The following is a 20,093-nucleotide window of genomic DNA, read 5'->3' on the forward strand; positions in this document are numbered from 1 at the left end:
TGTTTTGTCAAATGTATGAAAATCAAGAATTTCAATCTTTTAAAAATGGGTGCAGAAGTTTAAATAATGGTTAATTAATCAATGAAACCCCTATCCCAAAAGTGGTCTGTCTATGATTGTAGTCGATCAACGTTTCCCCGTACCCATCAAAAACCTGAAGATGTCCGTTAAAATTTTCGAATATGGGGAACGACCAGGTGAATTGTAAACTGCCCCTACTTTTATTGCCAATATTCAAGGAATGTCTGGCAATTGCCCTAAAACGCTGTCTACCCAGGTCATAAACAATATTGGCCTCACCACGGCCCATAAAATCGGAAATATTCTCGTTATCATCGATCTTGCTCCCTAACCGTATCCAAGGTTTTAACATTACTTGCCAATTATGGTGTTCAAAGGCGGCATGAAAAGCGATGCGGTTCCAGCTTCTGGAGATAGGGTCTGACTGTCCATTGGATTCGTGGATGATGGATGCACCGATCATTTTAGCGTCAAACCCAAGAAATTTAAAGGATACCGGAAAATTGGCGATCAATTCCGGCTGATAGTTCAACTCCCTGAACGGCCTTGAGCGTTCCGTATTATATATTTGCCAATAGGCGGTCTGCGAATAGCCCATCCATAGGTCCATACGACCATCAAACATTTTATGAAAAATCTTGGTTTTTAAACTTACCTGAAACTTAGATTCCGATGTGTTTAGGCTTACAGGGGCGTCTAACGTTTTGGTGGAGTTTTCCGCTACCGGATACCTATTGGTGTCCGTAGAATATTTTACGGCAGTTAAATAAATTGGTTTGTAAGACGTAATGATGAATGTGCCACGGTGGTGCTCATCGTCCAATTCCCAAAGTTCGCTTAAACTTTTACTGTTGTTGAAATACCATTTTATATCATCATTGTCTTGGGAAAAAGAACGGTAAGGGGTTATAAATGTGAGGATTATAATTATAATAAAGGGTACTTTATTTGACATTCTTAAAGTTTAAAAACGGTAAAATTATATATTTGAGACTTAAATCATCTATGTAAAGATGTTATTATGAACTTCTTAACGTAATCTATGAATCCGGCAGAGCTTTATATTTTTAACCAACCAGAACCATACAGGGGTATATTAATGCATTTGCAAATGAAGATCGAGCAGACCTTGCCCAATGTTGAATTAAAGTATAAATGGAATATTCCCTGTTTTTATATCGGGAAATCGCCTATCTGTTATTTGAACGCGTCCCATAAACATAAATTTGTGGATATTGCTTTTTGGAATTCTGCACACCTTACCAAACATTTGAACGTACTAGTTTCCGAAAAGCGAAAAGTAGTACGTTCATTGCGTTATAGCTCTTTGGAGGAGATTGATGACAATATCTTGACCGATGTACTCCAAGACGCGTATTCCGTACGTAAAAACGGTTTTTATAAACGTGCTGATTTGGATTAAAATTGGTTGACTACCCCTTTCAAAGCCACTAAATCTGTCAATAGTTTTTTCATTAAGGCTAGATCCAACATATTGGCACCATCACTTTTGGCATTGGCACAATCAAAATGTGTTTCTATAAAAAGTCCGTCTACACCTGCTGCAATACCGGCTCTGGCCATAGTACCTATTAACGCAGGCCTGCCGCCCGTAACCCCGGAAGATTGATTGGGCTGTTGTAAGGAATGCGTTACATCCAATACTACAGGAGCAAATTGCTTCATGGTGGGTACGCCCCTAAAATCCACGATCATATCTTGATAGCCGAACATGGTGCCCCGATCGGTAATGATCGCTTGTTCGTTACCGGTCTCCGTAACCTTGTTTACGGCATGTTTCATACTTTCCGGACTCATAAATTGCCCTTTTTTAATGTTCACCGTTTTTCCTGTTTCAGCTGCAGCAACTACAAGGTCGGTTTGGCGTGCCAAAAATGCCGGTATTTGTAGAACATCTACATATTCCGCAGCCATGGCGGCATCCTGTTCCGTATGTATATCGGTCACCGTAGGTACCTCAAAGGTTTCGGATACCTTACGTAAAATTTTTAAAGCTTTTTCATCACCTATTCCCGTAAACGAATCCAATCTACTACGGTTGGCTTTTTTAAAACTGCCCTTAAAGATATAAGGAATCTGGAGGGTATTGGTTAGGGTTACCATATGTTCCGCAATACGCATTGCCATTTCTTCGCCCTCAATGGCACAAGGGCCGGCAAGAAGAAAGAAATTTTGACTATCCGTATACTTTATTTGGGGAATCTTGTTCAAGTCCATATCATAAATTTTATATAAAGATAGTACTAATCCATATCATAGTTTTTAGATTTAAAGACAACTTAAATCCTGGGACATGAAAAAATTAGGTATGGTAATCCTTATATTATGGAGTGTAGGGGTACATTCCCAAGTAAACGGGGTTACGGAAAAAGGAACGGGAATCGTTCATCTGGAACGGCATCAATTTAAATTGGATCTGTTCAGTCCTGGGTTGAGCTATGAACTGGGACTCTTTAGAAATCAAAGTGTGTCTACGGCACTTGGTCTTGGTATGGCCACTTATGAACCTGGGTACGTAATAGGACTTGCCTTGAACAATAGATACCGTTATTATCATAATTTTAATAGAAGGGTAAATAAAAACAAAAATGTAAGCGGTAATTCTGGAAACTATATTGCAGCGGCACAGGCAATTTTCTTTTCGCAGGCCAGGCTGACAACCAATATTACCGGACCAGATGATTTTAATCTTGGGTTTTATGGCATGGTGTACGGCATTCAACGTACGTATCCAAAAGGTTTTAATTTTAATGCGGAACTTGGGGCAGGTTATTATAGAGGTGATGGGGTGCCAAGTGGCTACGGTCCTTTGATCGGTTTTACATTTGGCTGGGTACCTACAAAAAGAACATCAAGAAAACCGGTTTTTGATTAAAGTGGTCCAATTATTGTTGTAGGTCCACATAAATTAACCAATCCGACCAATGAAACAACTTTTCTTCTTACCTGTACTGTTATTGTCAATTTTTTATGCCAACGCCCAAACCAATAGATTGGTAGAAGAAGGCATTTTCAAGGTAAATGCCTTACTGCCAGGAGTATCCTATGAAGTAGGGGTAGGCAATAAATCTACCATAAACATGGAAGCAATCATAGGGTTTGCCCTAAGGGGTGCAACCAATACGGAGACCCAATTTGGAATTTATCCGGGTTTTGCGGCAGATTTTAGAAACTATATCAATTTTGAAAGACGTTTGCGAAAAAGAAAGAATATATCCGGTAATTCTGGTAATTACATATCTTTTTTGAACCAATTCCAGTTTGGAACCCCATTGATCGGTAATTTGGAATATGCTTCTGATTACTATTACAATGCCGCATTGGTATATGGTTTACAGCGTACGTATAAAAAAGGGTTCTATTTTAGTTTGGCCTTTGGCCCGGGTATTTTTATCAATGAATTTGACAAGGTTACGGGTATTTTGGTAGACGCCCGATTGGGCTGGGTCATAGGTGGTAGAAAATAACTACAATCTATTGATAGAACCTGCTCAAAATCAATAAGATAAAAATAACATAAGATTAAGTGTAGCTATTAAAATTTGAAGTATCTTTGCACGCTTAAAATAGACCTTATGTCCACTACAAAGAATATTGCGATCATTGCGCACGTTGACCACGGTAAGACCACCTTGGTAGACAAAATAATGTACCACTGTAGCTTGTTTCGTGAAAACGAGAACACAGGTGATTTAATTTTGGATAATAACGATTTGGAAAGAGAACGTGGTATTACCATTACTTCCAAGAACGTTTCCGTTATTTATAAGGATACTAAAATAAATATAATAGATACTCCCGGTCACGCCGATTTTGGTGGTGAGGTTGAGCGTGTATTGAATATGGCAGATGGGGTATTGTTATTGGTAGATGCTTTTGAGGGACCCATGCCACAAACGCGTTTTGTACTGCAAAAAGCAATTGACCTAGGTTTAAAGCCTTGTTTGGTGATCAATAAGGTAGATAAGGAAAACTGTACTCCAGAAGAGGTACATGAAAAAGTTTTCGATTTGATGTTCGAGCTTGGTGCGGAAGAATGGCAGTTAGATTTCCCTACAGTATACGGTTCTGCAAAGAACAATTGGATGAGCGAGGATTGGAAAAACCAAACTGAAAACATAGAACCTTTATTGGATATGGTCATTGAGCATATCCCAACTTTTGAGCCTAAGGAAGGTAATACACAAATGTTGATTACCTCGTTGGATTTCTCTTCGTTTACCGGTAGAATCGCTATTGGTAGGTTACAAAGAGGAACATTGAAAGAAGGTCAACCTATTTCCTTAGTGAAAAGAGACGGTAGTATCGTTAAATCAAAAATTAAGGAGTTATACGTATTTGAAGGTTTAGGACGTAAAAAAGTACAAGAAGTGGAAACTGGTGATATCTGTGCCTTGGTTGGGGTTGAAGGTTTTGAAATTGGTGACACCGTTGCCGATTTGGAAAATCCGGAAGCATTGAAAACTATCGCAATAGATGAGCCAACAATGAGTATGCTTTTTACCATTAACGATAGTCCGTTCTTTGGACAGGATGGTAAATTTGTGACTTCTAGACATATTAAAGATCGTTTGGCCAAGGAATTGGAGAAAAACTTGGCATTACGTGTCAACGAAACCGATAGTGCGGATAAATTCCTGGTTTTTGGCCGTGGGGTTTTGCACCTTTCCGTGTTAATAGAAACAATGCGTCGTGAAGGTTATGAACTGCAGATTGGACAACCACAGGTAATTATCAAGGAAATAGATGGTGTTAAATGTGAGCCTATAGAGCATTTGACCATTGACTTACCAGAAGAAGTTTCCGGTAGAGCAGTAGAGATGGTATCTATCCGTAAAGGTGAAATGACCAAAATGGAGGCAAAAGGTGACCGTATGTTGTGTGAATTTGAAATTCCATCTCGTGGTATCATCGGCCTACGTAACCAATTATTGACCGCAACGGCTGGTGAAGCCATTATGGCACACCGTTTCTTGGAGTATCAACCTATGAAAGGAGACATTCCACAACGCCAGAACGGTTCTTTGGTTTCCATGGAAAAAGGGAAAGCTATTCCTTACTCCATAGATAAATTGCAAGACCGTGGTAAGTTCTTCGTAGATCCGGGTGAGGATATTTATGAAGGCCAGGTAATTGGTGAAAACTCTCGTGGAGATGATATGACCGTGAACATTACCAAGACCAAAAAGTTATCCAACGTGCGTTCTTCTGGGGCAGATGATAAGGCCAAGATTGTTCCTGCAATTAAATTCTCATTGGAAGAAGCATTGGAATACATTCAAAAAGATGAGTATGTAGAAGTAACGCCAAAGTTCTTACGTCTACGTAAAATTTATTTAACGGAGAATGAGCGTAAACGTAACAAGATTGCGTAACGCGTCTCTTTTAAAATAAAGGATATTTTACAAATAAATTGAAGCCACCTGAACGGGTGGCTTTTTTATGCACTATAAACATCAGCATTTATCTTGAATATCCACATTTACAACGGCTAAGGTATAGGCCATAATAACTGTTTGATCAAGAAAAACGCAAAAAATTAAGATAGATTTTCTTACTTTCCTAATAATCCGTGCATCCTTCAAATTTCTTCGTTTCTACACGGAAATTTATCTAATTTAAAGTGAAAATTAAACTCAACTCAAACTAAGTAATTATGCAACTAGAAGGTAAAAATGTACTTATTACCGGTGGTACACGGGGTATCGGTAAAAGTATGGTACGTGAACTCGTAAACGGAGGGGTAAGTAAAATTGCGGTAATTGCCCGTGACAGGGATAATCTTAAGCAGTTGTCCCAAGAATTTGAAGACGTAAAGTTTTTGAGGATTGCCGGTGATGTGGCCAATATAGAGGTATTGCGGGAAACTGCCGCGCGTATTGAAGATAAATGGGGCCATTTGGATATCCTGATCAATAATGCGGGCATTGTTTCTGCAGGACCATTGGAAGACATACCTGACGAGGACATTTATGATCAGGTGGCTATAAACTATACATCCATACTTTTACTCACCAAATATTGTATTCCCTTATTAAAATCTGCGGAGGAAGCCGCTATTTTGAATATTTCTTCCGGATTGGGGTTGATTGGAATGCCCTTTTATTCGGTTTATGCAAGCACCAAGGCCGCAGTGCGTCAATTTTCAGACGCTATGAGGCGGGAACTTGCGCCATTCAATATTAGTGTTACCTGTTCTTTTCCTACGGCTACGAATACAGATATGATGCAAAAGTTCAAGGATCGTGAGATGGATTCTCCGGAGCTTGTGGCCAAGCGTTCCCTGGAAGGAATGTTAAATAAAGAGATCCAAGTAATTTTTGGGGGAGAGGAGCGACTGAAAGAAAATCGCTTGAATTTTGAGGACCCGGCTGCGCTTGACGAGGTCGTGGCACAGAATTACGAGCAAAGAAAAACAGCCAGTTTAGATCATAAAGCCGTGTAATCTTAATTGGTAACTAATCTACCGGCACCCAACTATGAAAATAAGTTACTCAATAATGCTATTTGCAGTATGTTCCTTTTTTGTTTCTTGTAAGGAAACAACGAAGCCAAATACAGAAGAACCCAAAGCTGAAGTCCAGAAAGAAAAAACTATTTCAATTCCTAAGGCATGGGTATCCACTAGGGTGGCCAAAGCAAAGCAGCAATTGGCTACAACAGAAGCCGGTAAGGTAATTTGGAACGCTATGGAAGCACATGGCGGTTTGGATACTTGGTATGCCAACGGACCCATTTCATTTCGTTTTAATTATCAACCCCAGGACGGTAAGACCGTTAGGGATAGTTACCAAACTGTGGATACATGGAGTAACCGTGCGGTACATACCAGCACAACGGATTCTACGGCACGTTTTGGGTGGACAGGTGAAAAGGCTTGGGTAAAGGCCAAGGATAGCACCGCCTTTGCCTATGACACCAAATTCTGGGCTTTGACGCCATTGTACTTTATAGGTCATCCTTTTATTCTGAATGGGGAAGGGGTAAATCTTGAACTATTGAAACCAGAGACTTTTAAAGGCGTGGAATATCATGTGGTCAAGGTAACTTTTGATGCGGGAACCGGTGATGCGCCAGATGATTATTATATCTTATATATAGGTAAGGATTCCAATAAGGTGGCCGTTATGAGGTACATTGTTTCTTATCCTGAATATTTTAAGGACGGTGGTCACGCCCCTGAAAAATTTACGGAATTTATTGGCGAACAAAAAGTGGACGGAATAATTTTACCGGGTGGGTTTAAGACCTATTGGACCACGGAAGAAGGCAAACCAGGTACGTACATCACAAAAATTGATTTCTCTGATGTTTCCTTTGAGTCTGATTTACCCATCAATTTTTTTGATGCGCCTGTAGATGCCAAGATCTTAAATTAAAAGAGCGTCCCATAAAAAAAATCCCAAAGATAGCTTTGGGATTTTTTTATGGGTTTATGATACATTATACTTTATGCAAGGCGGCAACGGCAGCGCCAATGATTCCTGCATGGTTTTGTAATTTGGCGGGAATTACCTTGGTCTCTATTTTGATCTGCGATTTAAATTGGTCAAAATCCTTGGACGCCCCACCTCCCAAAATAATAAGGTCCGGAGAAACAATCAATTCAACATACTCTAAAAAAGTGTTGAATCTCTTGCCCCATTTTTTATAGGAAAGTCCTTCTTTGTCCTTGGCGGAACCAGCTGCCCATTTTTCTATTTTCTCATATTTTTTATAGGGAATCTGTCCCAATTCAAAATTAGGGATTAATCTACCGTCCAGAAAAGCACCGCTTCCCAGTCCTGTACCTATAGTGATCATGATAACCAAGCCTTTTTTGTTCTTTCCGGTACCATAGTTCATGGTGGCATAACCTGCGGCATCGGCATCGTTGAGTACGGTAAAATCCAATCCGGTTTTCTTTTCCAAAACTTTTTCCACGTTTACGCCCAACCAGCTAGGATCTAGATTGCCTGTTGCCTTGCAGACCCCGTTTTTGATGATGGTAGGGAAGCCGCAACCAACTTTTCCTTTATGGTCAAAGTGCGTAACAATTTCCGCAATAACATCGGTCATTGCTTCGGGGGTTCTGGGTTTTGGCGTAGGAATTCGATAGCGTTCAGAAATCATTTTTCCTGTTTTTGCATCTACCAATGCGCCTTTAATTCCTGATCCTCCTACATCAATACCTAGTAAAGTCATCTTAAAATTTGTTATTGAAATACAAAGAAACGAAAAAGATTCGGCTCTTTGAAGTTGCTTTTTTAATGCGTTTATAGTATGGCACCCGTTAACACATGGGCATAAAAAAAGGACCTTAGGTCCTTTTCATTGAATTATTGAGGCATCATCAGCGTCACGATCGTACTTACCTGAATCTCCTCGTCATCTTCGTCCATTTCGGTATCTACCGTAAATGTTAGGATAAACTGTTTGCCAACATACATAGGATCGGTAAGATCATATTTTTGGCTTGCTTCTTTTGAAATGTTGCTGAACTCAACCCTATACCCTTCATTATCCGTGAATACGTACATGTCATCCTCATAGCCTACAAAAGTTGCGTCCATTTTTTCGGCATCTTGGCTATATGCACTGGTTAAGGAAGTTAAGGTTAAAAACAGTACCGTTAAAAGTGATTTCATTTTTTTATACGTTTAGTTATTGATTTTTTTTGTTGATTTTCACACCCTTTTTAAAAGGTTGAAATGTCGATACAAATGAAATCTAAATATTTGAATAACGATTTTTTTTATCATTTTATTATGAATGTTTTTTTTAAGGCATAAGGAACTGTATGCCAGTGCGCTATTATTGTTATTGGTGCAAATTATTTTATGAATACGACCCCTAATAGCATATTTTGATACTACCTTTGGTGCTGAAACCAAAACCCAACAATTGAAAAAGATTTTTTTACGCTCCTTTTATCAGCTACTGTTTGCCATCTGCTTGGTGAATGTCCATTCAATCTATGCTCAATCTGCAATGGGCCCTAATAGGATAAATGAGATGGTGGCAAGGTTTAAAAATGATGTACGCGGTCCATATAAGGATATACGTTGGTTTTGTACGGACGGCAGCGTAAGGCAGCCCAAAGATCCCTGTCCTGAACGTATTGGCCCCGGCCAACAACATGCCCGTTATAAGGATGAGGTGGTTTCTTTAGCGCAAAGCAACCATATTTTTTTAGGGCAGATCTTGGCCTATACCACTAATGAGGAACTGTGGGATGTGACCCATAACCATTCGCGACTAAAACAATACCAGTTAGATAAATACCTGCGGTTGGTAGATAACGGTTGGATAAATCAAAAAGGTCAGTATTATAGAGGGGCGCTGCAAGTAGAGGATGAGGAAGCACGCGGAATTTCTTTTTACAAATGGCTATTGGCCAAGGATGAACTTCTTGAACGGGAATTTTATTTTATACGGCAAACCTTAAAGGATGTACCGCATAATGGCGATGATAACATAGCGCAACAAATGAGAAGTGAATCCAAAGTTGTTTCAGACCAATACACGCCATTTATGGATTTACGCACCAAAATTCATAGCCAGCCAGAAGTATCGGATATCCAAAAAGTAATTGATTTTAAAAATAAGCATCAACAGGTATTGACCGTAGACCTTACCAAGAAAATAAATGCGCTGGTAGTAACCATGCAGACTTTTTTTAAACCGTTAGATATACAGGCCTTGCTAAATAGTTCCAACTTGGTACAGGGCACCGCGCTTGGTGATAAGGTACTTGCATTTTCAAAAGGACTTGATGTCAATAAAACGCCGTCTTATTTGGTAAACGAAACAGGACAACTGCTTTTTGAGATAAGGGAAGGGCTCTTGTTGGAAAAACGGCCTTTGGCAAGATTGCAATTGCTGGATATTTCCTTAAAGCTAGAAGAGCTTTTGTTCAAAAATGCATCTTTGTGGGAACCAACTACCGTTGCCGGGCAACTTGAAAAAATATGTGCCCTGACCACGGCCTCCGTTGGAGCTGGCTATCTTGAACTTTGGGAATGGGAACAGATTGCAGGCGTCTTGAGTCAATATGGCCAGGAAAAATTGAGTTTGGCAGAATTGACTACCATCTTGGAAACGGCTAGGGCGGCTGTGGAATGGAGTGCCGCTATGGTTAAGGCTAACTACCAGGAAGTCATTGATGTATATACCACATTTGAACCTAAGGCTTATGCCTTTATAGATGATCGTATAAGGGGTTCCATAGCGCTACATTTGGGTGAAAGTGTGGGAGAATTGGGAAATTTCATCGCCAAAGAGTCTGCACTGACCAATAAAGTATTGGATATTGTCAACCAAAGTACGTTTAGGGGACTAAACCCTGGCTATGCATTTGGTGAACTGGTGGTAGTGGACGGTTCATCTGAGGACATTGAAGTTTCTTCCGATAAAATATATATTTTCCAGCGTTCCCCATCAGACTTAAAACCAGTGGCGGGTATTGCCACCGTAGCTGAGGGGAATATGGTTTCTCACGTACAATTATTGGCCAGAAATCTTGGAATACCTAATGCCGCCCTTTCTGATGGCAATCTTCAAAGCTTAAAAAAATATGATGGGGATAGGGTATTCTATGCCGTATCCAATAAAGGAAATGTTATCCTTAAGCCCGAAAGTGAAATGACCGCGGAAGAGCGCGCGCTTTTTGTGAAAAAAGAACGTAATACCGATAAAATAGAAGTACCTATAGAAAAAATACAATTAAAAAATACAGAAGTCTTGAATATGCGTAATGTAGATGCCAATGACTCTGGCGCATTGTGTGGGCCTAAAGCGGCCAATTTAGGGCAGTTAAAGAAAATGTTTCCCGATCAAGTGGTAGAAGGATTGGTAATTCCGTTTGGAATTTTCAGGGACCATATGGACCAACGGATGCCTGGACAGAGTGTTTCCTATTGGGAGTTTTTAAATGCAATGTTCGCCGAAGCTGAACGCATGAGAAACACAGCAGTAACAGAGCCAGAGGTGGAGAATTACCAATTGCTCCAATTGGAGACTTTGCGCAATGCTATTAAGCAAATGCCGTTAAAGGAGGATTTTATGGTCCAATTGGACAAATCATTTAAACAGGTTTTGGGTGCCGATTTTGGAGACATCCCCGTGTTTTTGCGCAGTGATACGAACATGGAGGATTTAAAGGAATTTACGGGTGCCGGCTTAAATCTTACGTTGTTCAATGTATTGGACAAGGAAAAAATCTTAAATGGCATTAAAGAGGTGTGGGCATCACCCTATACGGAGCGTAGCTTTAAATGGCGTCAAAAATATCTGTTGAACCCAGAGAACGTTTTTCCTTCTATATTGGTCATACCCAGTGTGGATGTGGATTATTCCGGAGTTTTGATAACCAAAGGAATTAATTCCGGAAATGAAGAGGACCTTACCATAGCTTTTAGTAGGGGCGCGGGCGGTGCCGTAGATGGTCAATCTGCGGAAACGTATACCGTTTATGCCAATGAAGGTTATAGGTTGCTGGCACCGGCACGGGAACCCTTGTACAATACGTTGCCCATAACAGGGGGTACTGCGAAAAAGGTGGCTACCTTTCAGACAAGGGTCGTCAATGAAAAAAATATAAGGGAAATAAAAAATTTGGCAAAAACGATCCGTATGACCTTAGCGGATGAGACCAATTCCGATTATGATGGGGCGTATGATGTTGAACTCGGATTTAAGGATGATAAGTTATGGTTGTTTCAAATACGTCCGTTTGTTGAAAATAAAAAAGCATTAAGTTCAGGGTATCTGGAATCCATTACCCCCAAAATAAATACAGGTAAAGAAATTCCCTTAAGCACAAAATTATAATGAAAAAAGTATTAATAGTATTGGTAGTCGTCTTAACGGCTTCTGCATTTGCACCTTATGCATATTATCCAATAGACGGTTACGAACGCACAGGTATCAAACGCTTAAAACGCTTAGAGCTGATTAAGAGTGGTGAAATTAAGGACGCCACCACATTTCCTAACGGAGCCTTAAAATCATACAGCGAGATTCAATTGAATCTTCTGGATAGAAAGGAAGATAGCGCTATGGCATTGATGCAGATTGATGCAGATTTTCAGAAAGAAATCAGTGCACTGTTCCGTGGTTTGGACAAGAGTTATTCGTTGACCGTTTTGGATATATCCGATTCTCAGCAAATCCGCTATGCGGAACGCAACGAAACTGCAGGATATCAACCAGGTAGCGTAGGTAAATTGGCCGTTCTTAACGGACTTTTTACTCAATTGGCCAAAATATATCCGGATTCATTTGAATTGAGAACCGAACTTTTAAAAAATAAATCGGTTAAAGCGGGTGTATGGGGATTAACGGATGAACACACCATTCCTATCTATAATATTGAAAAAAACACATTGGTTAAACGCCAAGTTATAGCCAGTGATGTTTTTACGCTATATGAATGGGCGGATCATATGTTGTCCGTTAGTAATAACGGTGCAGCAAGCATTGTCTGGAGAGAAGTATTGTTGATGGCCGCTTTTGGTGAACAATATCCTGATCTAACGCAAGAAGAAGCTGATACTTATTTTAAGGAAACCCCTAAGAAGGAACTGACGGATTTAGGAAACGATGTGGTCAATTTACCCTTACGAGATTTAGGCATTACTGCCGATGAATGGCGTTTAGGGAGCTTTTTTACACGTGGGGCAAATACCTATGTCGGTGATAAAGGGGGCAGTATAGGCTCACCACAAGGGTTAATGAAATTTTTGGTACAGTTGGAGCAAGGAAAGGTTGTGGATGAAGCGTCTAGTTTGGAAATGAAACGGTTAATGTACATGACCGATAGAAGAATACGCTATGCACAAGCACCTGCCTTAAAGGAAGCTGCGGTGTACTTTAAATCAGGTTCACTTTACAAATGTGATCGTAGCAAAGGAGAGGCATGTGGAAAGTACATGGGTAACGTTACCAATTATATGAATTCCGTTATTATAGTGGAGCATCCTAATAATTGCAGGTATATGGTGGTGCTAATGACCAATGTTTTGCGTAAAAATTCTGCTAGTGACCATATGTATTTGGCCGGAAATATTGATAAGATTATTCAAAAAGGGTAAAAGTTCTATCTTTAAAAAAGGCGTTTTTATGGAATATAATCCTTTAATTAAGTCTTATAGTGGAACATTATTTTATCGATGTTTCACTATAAGACTTTTAATACATAACGTTTTCTTTTCTAACTCAATACATCCGTAACTCCCGGAGTAGGTATGGGGTAATTGCCATCTGCATTTGGTACACTTGGTGGCGTAGCGTCCCAAGTAAGTTCATTGGGCATAATTTGTTTTTGTGATGCCATGGCATCTTCCCATGTAATTACTTTTCCAGAATAGGTTGCCATACGGCCCATGATAGCGGTCAAAGTACTTTTTGCTCCATTTTCCGTATCGCTGATGACTTCCTTGTTTCGGATAGAAGCAAATAATCGGTCGTGCTCTACTTGATACGGATTTGGGTCGTTTCTATTGCGGTAGTCGAATATTTTTTCTCCATCTAAACCTACAATGGTTGCGGCACCGGCATCTCTCATTTCAATACTGCCTTTTGTGCCTTGAAAATTCTCGCCCACTTTGGACCATGTACCTGGTTGGTGACGACATTGACTGGCTATTACAGCTCCGCTGGGGTAGGTGAATTCAACGAAATGATGATCAAATATTTCACCATGGTCCTTTCCTGTCCGTACCAATCTACCGCCCATTCCTTGGGCAGAAATTGGGTATTCACCAATAAACCAGTTTGCCACATCTATATTATGTATGTGTTGTTCTAAAATATGGTCACCGCACAACCAATTAAAATAATACCAGTTCCGCATTTGATATTCCAGTTCCGATTGGCCTTCTTGCCGGGGTCTTACCCAGACCCCGGCACTGTTCCAATACACTTGCCCAGAAACTATTTTGCCCACTTCACCTTGCTTGATCTTTTCGGCTATGGCCAGATAATTATTTTGGTAATGGCGCTGTAGGCCAACAACAACGTTTAATTTTTTCTCCTTGGCAATCTTGGCTACTTCCAATACTTTACGAATGCCGGGAGCATCTACTGCGCAAGGTTTTTCCATGAATACATGCTTTCCAGCGTTTATGGCATATTCAAAATGATAGGGCCTAAAACCTGGAGGAGTAGCAAGAATTATGACATCGGCTTGGTCTATGGCCTTTTTATAGGCATCAAAACCAACATATTTATGGGCATCCTTTACATTCACTTTATTTGTGCCCTCAAATTCTTTCTGTAGGTTACCCAAACTTTTATCCAATTGGTCTTGAAAAGCATCGACCATGGCCACTAATTCTATATTGTCATCTGCCTTTAATGCTTGGTTGGCGGCTCCAGTACCGCGCCCTCCACAACCTATTACGGCCAATTTTAATTTTTTATCATTAAATACATTTGCCATTACAGGGATATCTAGCCCTGGCAATAATAATCCGGCGCCTGCAAGTGCGGTGTTTTTGCAAAACCCTCGTCTTGAATTTTCGGTACGTTTTGTGTTGTCATTTTTTGAGTTGATCATAATTTTTTGGTTTTAGGTTTGGTAGGGGCTATTCGCCCCAATATTTATGTATCTCGTTTTCATTGGGTATGTTAGGGTCTCTTACGACCCTAAAGCCCACAAAGGGTGCATCGGTATTCCACCATTTACTTTTTGGAAATTGTGGGTCCCTCATTTTCCAATTTTCCGTAGACCCTAACCGTGCGGCACTTCGTACATATTCGGCATCATCATAATATGAACCACCACGTACCGTATGAGGATATGAAGTAGCCAACTGTTCCCAAGGAGATTGGGTATGTGCCACCCTTGTTGAATATGCCTCTGGTACATAATGGTCCAAGGTCCACTCTGCAACATTTCCGTGCATATCGTACAATCCCCAAGCATTGGGTAATTTTTGTCCTACAGGATGATAGGTGTCGTTGCTATTTTCATAATACCAGGCGTAATCTTTTAATAAATTGGGGTCGTCACCAAAATAATAGGCCGTACTGGTTCCGGCACGGGCACTATATTCCCACTCCGCTTCAGTAGGTAATCTATAAAAATGACCGGTTTTGGCAGATAGCCATTTACAGAATTGTGAAGCGGAATAATGCGTTATGTTACCCACGGGTAAACCTTTTCCCGTCCCCATACCTAAACTCATATCTACATAAGGAACGGTGGCCCCGGCAATGGCGTCCATACCCAATTCCAAGTCCTTAGCCTTATTATTTTGGACGACAGAATCAATGTTTCTGTTAACGAACAGATTATAGATTTCCCAGGTTATTTCGTACTTTGATATGTAGAATGCGGATAAGCTTACTTCATGTACAGGACCTTCATCCTTATTTCTATTGTGTTCTAATGCCGGACTTCCCATTAAAAATTTCCCTGCAGGTATAGCGGCCATTTCCAATTGTAATTGAGAGCCGTCCAAGGGTTGAACATAATCATTTAATCTATCGCCCTGTGCGTTTAATACGTTGAAACCTATAATAAAAAACAGGGTTAAGAGCTGGTTGGTAATTTTCATCCTTAAATATATGATTTTTTAAAGCATGGAACTGTTAATGGATTAGGACTGTAAGAGCCCTGCTATTTTCTTAGTAATGGGCTATAAATGATGATATAGGCAAGAATTAATGCTGTACTTCAAGTTCATAAGATTTATTGATTTTATTTTTAAAGTTGATGATTTTTAGCACATTTTTTGCCGATTAGGCAATACTGTTCAAATGCGGGTGTAGTTTGACATTCAATTGGAGCTACATGTAGTATTTTTGTTTCTATTTTTTAAGATTATCATAAATTGTCCAACTTTTTAAGGTTCTATATCGTAAGTGATTACGGAATCTAAATTGGAATTTTTAATAGTAGTAATACATATAGATCATATGGCCTATAAAAATGCAGAAGAGGAACGGCTAGCCGTAGAAGATAATTACAAGAACTGGAAAAGATGGGGGCCTTACCTTGCTGAAAGGCAATGGGGTACCGTAAGGGAAGATTATAGCGCTAATGGAAATGCGTGGGATTTTGTAACACATGACAAGGCACGTAGCAATGCATATAGGTGGGGAGAAGAAGGAATTGGCGGTTATTGTGATTCTAGGGAAATTCTATGTTTGGCACCTGCGTTCTGGAACGGTAAGGACCCAATATTAAAAGAACGCTTATTTGGTTTGACCAATAATGAGGGTAATCATGGGGAGGATGTAAAAGAGCTTTATTTTCATCAGGTATCTACTCCTACACATTCCTATTCCAAGTATTTATATAAATACCCGCACAAAAAATTTCCATATGTAGAACTGTTGAAGAAAAACAGGGAACGTGGTAGGGAAGATGCAGAATATGAAATTTTGGATACCAAGGCGTTTGCCAATAACGCCTATTTTGATTGTTATATAGAATATGCCAAAGCAGATGTTGGGGATATTTTAATGAAGGTAACCGTCGTAAACAGGGGGCCAAGAGCGGCAAGTATTCATGTTTTGCCCCATCTTTGGTTTAGGAATTTTTGGAAACATAATAACCGTTTTGAACGTCCGGAGATGAAATCAATTTCTGGTACGGCCGTACAATCCAGAAGTACCAGAAATGGCAGGTATTATTTTTATCATGAGAACGGTAAGCAACTGTTCTGTGAGAATGAGACCAATAATGAGCGCATTTATAGTGTTCCCAATGAGGTGGATTATGTAAAGGACGGTATTAATAACCATGTGGTAAAGGGTAAGGCTACCGTTAACCCCAATAATAAAGGGTCTAAATTTGCGGTATGGCACGAGTTCAAATTAAAATCTGGGGAAGAAAAATCAATTAAGGTTCGTTTGAGCAAAAAGAAAAATGACGATCCATTTGGTGATTTTGATGCGATATTTACAAAGAGAATAACCGAGTGCGAAGAATTTTATGCCGATATTCTTAAAAAAGAACTGCCGGCAGATCAGCAAGAAATTGCCAAGAAGGCGTTTTCCGGATTATTATGGACCAAGCAATTCTATTATTATGATGTATTCAAGTGGTTATTTGGCGGTGCCGGTGAGGCTAAACCTTACCGTACGGATACGCGAAACACCAGTTGGGAACATCTTACGAACAGACATGTAATTTCAATGCCCGATAAGTGGGAGTATCCTTGGTATGCGGCATGGGACCTTGCCTTTCATATGGCCTCTTTTGTAGAGATGGACCCATATTTTGCCAAAGAACAATTGCTGTTGGTATTGCGTGAGAACTACATGCATCCCAACGGACAGATTCCTGCTTATGAGTGGAATTTTAGTGATGTAAACCCTCCTGTTCATTCTTGGGCGGTATGGACGGTTTATGATAAGGATAAAAAACGTACCGGTAAAGGAGATACGTTATTCTTGGAAAAAGCCTATCAAAAACTATTGGTCAACTTTACCTGGTGGGTAAACCAAAAGGATAAAAGTGGCACCAATCTTTTTGAAGGCGGATTTCTTGGACTGGACAATATTGGAGTGTTTGACCGCAACCATATGCCAGACGGTATAACCCGTATGCAACAGGCAGACGCTACTAGCTGGATGGCCATGTTCACCCTTAACATGTTGAGAATGACGTTGGAGCTGGCCAAGACCAATCCTATCTATGAAGATAGTGTGGCCAAATTCTTCAAACATTTCTTGAATATAGCATGGGCAATGCACCATATAGGCAAGAAAGATATTTCATTATGGGATGATGAGGATAACTTTTATTACGATGTCGTAGAAATGTCCAACGGTACAACAGATCGGTTAAAGGTGAGATCCTTGGTAGGGATTATACCACTGTTTGCTGTAGAAATCATCCATAAAGATTTGTTTGAAGAGCTCAAGCATTTTAAAATTAGGGCGGCAGAAATCGTAAGGACTAGACCAGATTTGGCTTCCCTGGTATCCAATATTGAAGAATATAACCAGGACGGAAATTACCTGTTCTCCATTATGCGTGGTTTTAGGCTGGAAAAGCTTTTGTATAGAATGTTGGATGAAAATGAATTTTTATCTGAATTTGGTATTCGCTCGTTGTCCAAGTACCATGAAAAGCATCCGTATGTTTTTCAACATAATGGACATCATCAGATTCAATATGAGTCAGGGGAAAGCCGTTCCAACATGTTTGGAGGTAATTCCAATTGGCGCGGTCCTATTTGGTTACCTTTAAATTATATGATCGTACAATCATTAAGAAAGTATTATTCGTTCTATGGTGAGCAATATGTTTACGAATTTCCAACAGGTTCCGGTGTAAAGATGAACTTGAATGAAATAGCGAACGAAATCTCCAAAAGATTGATCAAGTTATTTCAGCGCAATGCGGATGGAAAGTTCCAATACCATTCTGATGACCGCCAGCATCTATTCACAAAAGATGAACATTTTAAAAACCAGCATTTTTTCTATGAGTTTTTTGACGGGGATTCCGGTAAAGGTTTGGGAGCATCGCACCAAACGGGGTGGACAGCTTTAATTGCTAATTTGATCATGGAATTGGAGGAGAATTCCTAAGTTTTTATAAAATTTAAAATGTTGTATCTTAGGTTCATCGGGCAATTAATGACCGGTACAATTAACCAACATTTTATTGATGAAAAACGATACCATAACCATATCGAAAATAGTCAAAAATGTTTCCCAAAAATATAACGAAGGCTATTATACCGTATGCTGGGTCAAAGATGAGATCAAGGGACTGGAAATTGATGGCGTCCTTTATCCAAACATGTCCAATTCCATATTCTTTTTGGACAAAAAAGTGAATTGGAAACTGTATATCAAAGATGACAATTCTAATTCTGGCTATATCCTTAATCTTGCGGATGAGGTGCTATCCCACCCATTACTGAGTAAACTGCATATTAGTCAGATAAGGATGTTCAATACCGGTACGGTACCATTACTTAAATTAAGTCCGGGAATTGAAAAACGAACACAGGCTATCTTGGAAATGATAGATGAGCTCTTGGGTTCACATCTAAATAATAAGGAAGATGCATTGATATCGCTTTTAAATACCTTTTTCGTTTATTGTGATGGGCAATGTAATATAAAGACGATTGTAGATAAAAACCATACCAAGGCCAATATTGTATATGCTTTTAAACAAATGGTGGATCAACATTTGGCAAAATCGCACGAAGTATCTTTTTATGCTTCCTTATTGAATATTTCCACCAGATACTTAAATGAGTGCGTTCAGGAAGTTCTGAACGTAAGTTCCAAGAATATCATAATTGAACAATTATTGATCCGTTCCAGACATGCGTTAAAATTCACGAATAAAACCATTAAGGAAATTGGATATGAACTGGGTTTTTCTACCCCGGATTATTTTAGTTATTTCTTTAAATCCCAAACAGGAGTTAGTCCATCTGAACTAAGAAAGAGCGTTACTTCCTAAATTCTAGGGTTATACCGTGATTTTCACATTTCTCCCATAACGTTTTATGGGTAATTTGGTTGAAAATTATATTCATGGACAGAAAAAAATTTATACAACAGTCAGGTAATGGGGTGGTTTTCACTTTATTGTCAGGGGTTATGTTCGGTCAAAAAAAAGGTATGGCGGTCAACTTGCCCAAGATGAATGATCCCAAAGTAATTAGGGATGCGGATGGCGATGTGTTCAATGTGATCGGGGATATACAGACCCATAAGTTATTGGGCGCAGAAACCGGGAATCAAATATTTGAATGGGTGGACAATGTGGAACCCGGGGTAGGTATACCTCCGCATATACATACCAAGGAAGATGAAATTTTTAGGGTGGTAAAGGGTGAGGTTGAAATTACCGTAGGTGGCAAGAGCGAAGTGCTTAAGGCCGGTGATATTGCTTATGCACCAAAAAATATACCCCATACATGGAAGGTAGTAGGTACGGAAAAAGCAAAAATGATAACTTCCGCACTGCCCGCAGGAATAGAACTTATGTTTCAAGAATTAGCAGCATTACCGCCAGGACCTCCAAATTTTGAAAAAGTGGCCGAAATTTGTGCCAAACAGGGTATACGCTTCGTGTAATCCTGTAA

General features: G+C 39.7%; 17 protein-coding genes. 11 read left to right on the forward strand and 6 right to left on the reverse strand.

The window, feature by feature from the left end:
* Positions 1-70: 70 nt before the first annotated feature.
* The gene (locus CHB68_RS03940) at positions 71-976 is read right to left on the reverse strand and encodes a phospholipase A (protein ID WP_089259535.1); all 906 of its coding nucleotides are present in this window, start codon (positions 974-976) and stop codon (positions 71-73) included.
* Positions 977-1,063: 87 nt separating this feature from the next.
* On the opposite strand from CHB68_RS03940, the gene CHB68_RS03945 reads away from it, so the two are divergent.
* On the forward strand, positions 1,064-1,444 hold the full coding sequence (locus CHB68_RS03945) for a DUF1801 domain-containing protein (RefSeq protein WP_089259536.1): 381 nt from the start codon (positions 1,064-1,066) through the stop codon (positions 1,442-1,444).
* Here CHB68_RS03945 and kdsA read toward each other — a convergent pair.
* Positions 1,441-2,259 (reverse strand): 3-deoxy-8-phosphooctulonate synthase, encoded by an 819-nt coding sequence (gene kdsA / locus CHB68_RS03950; RefSeq protein ID WP_089259537.1) that lies wholly within the window; start codon positions 2,257-2,259, stop codon positions 1,441-1,443. The two genes, CHB68_RS03945 and kdsA, sit on opposite strands and share 4 nt — an antisense overlap.
* A 76-nt stretch (positions 2,260-2,335) precedes the next feature.
* Between kdsA and CHB68_RS03955 the strand changes: the two genes are divergently transcribed.
* The 5 genes from CHB68_RS03955 to CHB68_RS03975 all read left to right on the forward strand — a co-directional run bounded on the left by CHB68_RS03955 (position 2,336) and on the right by CHB68_RS03975 (position 7,421).
* Complete coding sequence (locus tag CHB68_RS03955; protein WP_179213131.1) at positions 2,336-2,917, forward strand: hypothetical protein; 582 nt, start codon at positions 2,336-2,338, stop codon at positions 2,915-2,917.
* A 49-nt stretch (positions 2,918-2,966) separates the two neighbouring features.
* Positions 2,967-3,509 carry a hypothetical protein gene (locus CHB68_RS03960; protein ID WP_089259538.1) on the forward strand — a complete coding sequence of 181 codons (543 nt, stop codon included), beginning with the start codon at positions 2,967-2,969 and terminating at the stop codon, positions 3,507-3,509.
* Positions 3,510-3,617: 108 nt separating this feature from the next.
* Positions 3,618-5,417 (forward strand): translational GTPase TypA, encoded by a 1,800-nt coding sequence (gene typA, locus CHB68_RS03965; protein WP_089259539.1) that lies wholly within the window; start codon positions 3,618-3,620, stop codon positions 5,415-5,417.
* Positions 5,418-5,698: 281 nt separating this feature from the next.
* Entirely contained in the window at positions 5,699-6,487 is a 789-nt protein-coding gene (locus tag CHB68_RS03970) for an SDR family NAD(P)-dependent oxidoreductase (protein WP_089259540.1), read from the forward strand.
* A gap of 34 nt (positions 6,488-6,521) precedes the next feature.
* Positions 6,522-7,421, forward strand: coding sequence for a DUF6503 family protein (locus CHB68_RS03975; RefSeq protein WP_089259541.1), 900 nt, complete (start codon positions 6,522-6,524; stop codon positions 7,419-7,421).
* 64 nt (positions 7,422-7,485) lie between these two features.
* Here the strand turns inward: CHB68_RS03975 and ppgK are convergent, their stop codons facing one another.
* Together ppgK and CHB68_RS03985 are read right to left on the reverse strand one after the other, a co-directional pair.
* Positions 7,486-8,226 carry a polyphosphate--glucose phosphotransferase gene (ppgK, locus tag CHB68_RS03980; RefSeq protein ID WP_089259542.1) on the reverse strand — a complete coding sequence of 247 codons (741 nt, stop codon included), beginning with the start codon at positions 8,224-8,226 and terminating at the stop codon, positions 7,486-7,488.
* A gap of 134 nt (positions 8,227-8,360) precedes the next feature.
* Positions 8,361-8,669 carry a hypothetical protein gene (locus CHB68_RS03985; RefSeq protein WP_089259543.1) on the reverse strand — a complete coding sequence of 103 codons (309 nt, stop codon included), beginning with the start codon at positions 8,667-8,669 and terminating at the stop codon, positions 8,361-8,363.
* 256 nt (positions 8,670-8,925) lie between these two features.
* Here CHB68_RS03985 and CHB68_RS03990 point away from each other — a divergent pair, with 256 nt between their 5' ends.
* Complete coding sequence (locus CHB68_RS03990) at positions 8,926-11,853, forward strand: PEP/pyruvate-binding domain-containing protein (RefSeq protein ID WP_245838781.1); 2,928 nt, start codon at positions 8,926-8,928, stop codon at positions 11,851-11,853.
* Positions 11,853-13,115 carry a serine hydrolase gene (locus CHB68_RS03995; RefSeq protein ID WP_089259545.1) on the forward strand — a complete coding sequence of 421 codons (1,263 nt, stop codon included), beginning with the start codon at positions 11,853-11,855 and terminating at the stop codon, positions 13,113-13,115. Before CHB68_RS03990 ends, CHB68_RS03995 begins: the two co-directional genes overlap by 1 nt.
* 119 nt (positions 13,116-13,234) lie before the next feature.
* Here the strand turns inward: CHB68_RS03995 and CHB68_RS04000 are convergent, their stop codons facing one another.
* The gene (locus CHB68_RS04000) at positions 13,235-14,581 is read right to left on the reverse strand and encodes a Gfo/Idh/MocA family protein (protein ID WP_089259546.1); all 1,347 of its coding nucleotides are present in this window, start codon (positions 14,579-14,581) and stop codon (positions 13,235-13,237) included.
* A gap of 28 nt (positions 14,582-14,609) precedes the next feature.
* Positions 14,610-15,584, reverse strand: a complete 975-nt coding sequence (locus CHB68_RS04005) for a formylglycine-generating enzyme family protein (protein WP_089259547.1) — start codon at positions 15,582-15,584, stop codon at positions 14,610-14,612.
* 361 nt (positions 15,585-15,945) lie between these two features.
* Between CHB68_RS04005 and CHB68_RS04010 the strand changes: the two genes are divergently transcribed.
* From CHB68_RS04010 to CHB68_RS04020, 3 genes are all read left to right on the forward strand, one after another.
* The gene (locus CHB68_RS04010) at positions 15,946-18,573 is read left to right on the forward strand and encodes an MGH1-like glycoside hydrolase domain-containing protein (RefSeq protein ID WP_089259769.1); all 2,628 of its coding nucleotides are present in this window, start codon (positions 15,946-15,948) and stop codon (positions 18,571-18,573) included.
* A 79-nt stretch (positions 18,574-18,652) separates the two neighbouring features.
* Positions 18,653-19,465 (forward strand): helix-turn-helix domain-containing protein, encoded by an 813-nt coding sequence (locus tag CHB68_RS04015; protein ID WP_089259548.1) that lies wholly within the window; start codon positions 18,653-18,655, stop codon positions 19,463-19,465.
* A 74-nt stretch (positions 19,466-19,539) separates the two neighbouring features.
* A complete protein-coding gene (locus tag CHB68_RS04020) occupies positions 19,540-20,085 on the forward strand; it encodes a cupin domain-containing protein (protein ID WP_089259549.1) in 546 nt (181 codons plus the stop codon).
* Positions 20,086-20,093 lie beyond the last annotated feature (8 nt).

Source organism: Maribacter sedimenticola, assembly GCF_900188415.1.
Classification (GTDB): domain Bacteria; phylum Bacteroidota; class Bacteroidia; order Flavobacteriales; family Flavobacteriaceae; genus Maribacter; species Maribacter sedimenticola.

What these genes read in the sequence shown, in the direction of transcription:
- CHB68_RS03940 (WP_089259535.1), bottom strand. Translation starts at nt 976, where the DNA reads ATGTCAAATAAAGTACCCTTTATTATAATTATAATCCTCACATTTATA.
- CHB68_RS03945 (WP_089259536.1), top strand. Translation starts at nt 1,064, where the DNA reads ATGAATCCGGCAGAGCTTTATATTTTTAACCAACCAGAACCATACAGG.
- kdsA (WP_089259537.1), bottom strand. Translation starts at nt 2,259, where the DNA reads ATGGACTTGAACAAGATTCCCCAAATAAAGTATACGGATAGTCAAAAT.
- CHB68_RS03955 (WP_179213131.1), top strand. Translation starts at nt 2,336, where the DNA reads ATGAAAAAATTAGGTATGGTAATCCTTATATTATGGAGTGTAGGGGTA.
- CHB68_RS03960 (WP_089259538.1), top strand. Translation starts at nt 2,967, where the DNA reads ATGAAACAACTTTTCTTCTTACCTGTACTGTTATTGTCAATTTTTTAT.
- typA (WP_089259539.1), top strand. Translation starts at nt 3,618, where the DNA reads ATGTCCACTACAAAGAATATTGCGATCATTGCGCACGTTGACCACGGT.
- CHB68_RS03970 (WP_089259540.1), top strand. Translation starts at nt 5,699, where the DNA reads ATGCAACTAGAAGGTAAAAATGTACTTATTACCGGTGGTACACGGGGT.
- CHB68_RS03975 (WP_089259541.1), top strand. Translation starts at nt 6,522, where the DNA reads ATGAAAATAAGTTACTCAATAATGCTATTTGCAGTATGTTCCTTTTTT.
- ppgK (WP_089259542.1), bottom strand. Translation starts at nt 8,226, where the DNA reads ATGACTTTACTAGGTATTGATGTAGGAGGATCAGGAATTAAAGGCGCA.
- CHB68_RS03985 (WP_089259543.1), bottom strand. Translation starts at nt 8,669, where the DNA reads ATGAAATCACTTTTAACGGTACTGTTTTTAACCTTAACTTCCTTAACC.
- CHB68_RS03995 (WP_089259545.1), top strand. Translation starts at nt 11,853, where the DNA reads ATGAAAAAAGTATTAATAGTATTGGTAGTCGTCTTAACGGCTTCTGCA.
- CHB68_RS04000 (WP_089259546.1), bottom strand. Translation starts at nt 14,581, where the DNA reads ATGATCAACTCAAAAAATGACAACACAAAACGTACCGAAAATTCAAGA.
- CHB68_RS04005 (WP_089259547.1), bottom strand. Translation starts at nt 15,584, where the DNA reads ATGAAAATTACCAACCAGCTCTTAACCCTGTTTTTTATTATAGGTTTC.
- CHB68_RS04010 (WP_089259769.1), top strand. Translation starts at nt 15,946, where the DNA reads ATGGCCTATAAAAATGCAGAAGAGGAACGGCTAGCCGTAGAAGATAAT.
- CHB68_RS04015 (WP_089259548.1), top strand. Translation starts at nt 18,653, where the DNA reads ATGAAAAACGATACCATAACCATATCGAAAATAGTCAAAAATGTTTCC.
- CHB68_RS04020 (WP_089259549.1), top strand. Translation starts at nt 19,540, where the DNA reads ATGGACAGAAAAAAATTTATACAACAGTCAGGTAATGGGGTGGTTTTC.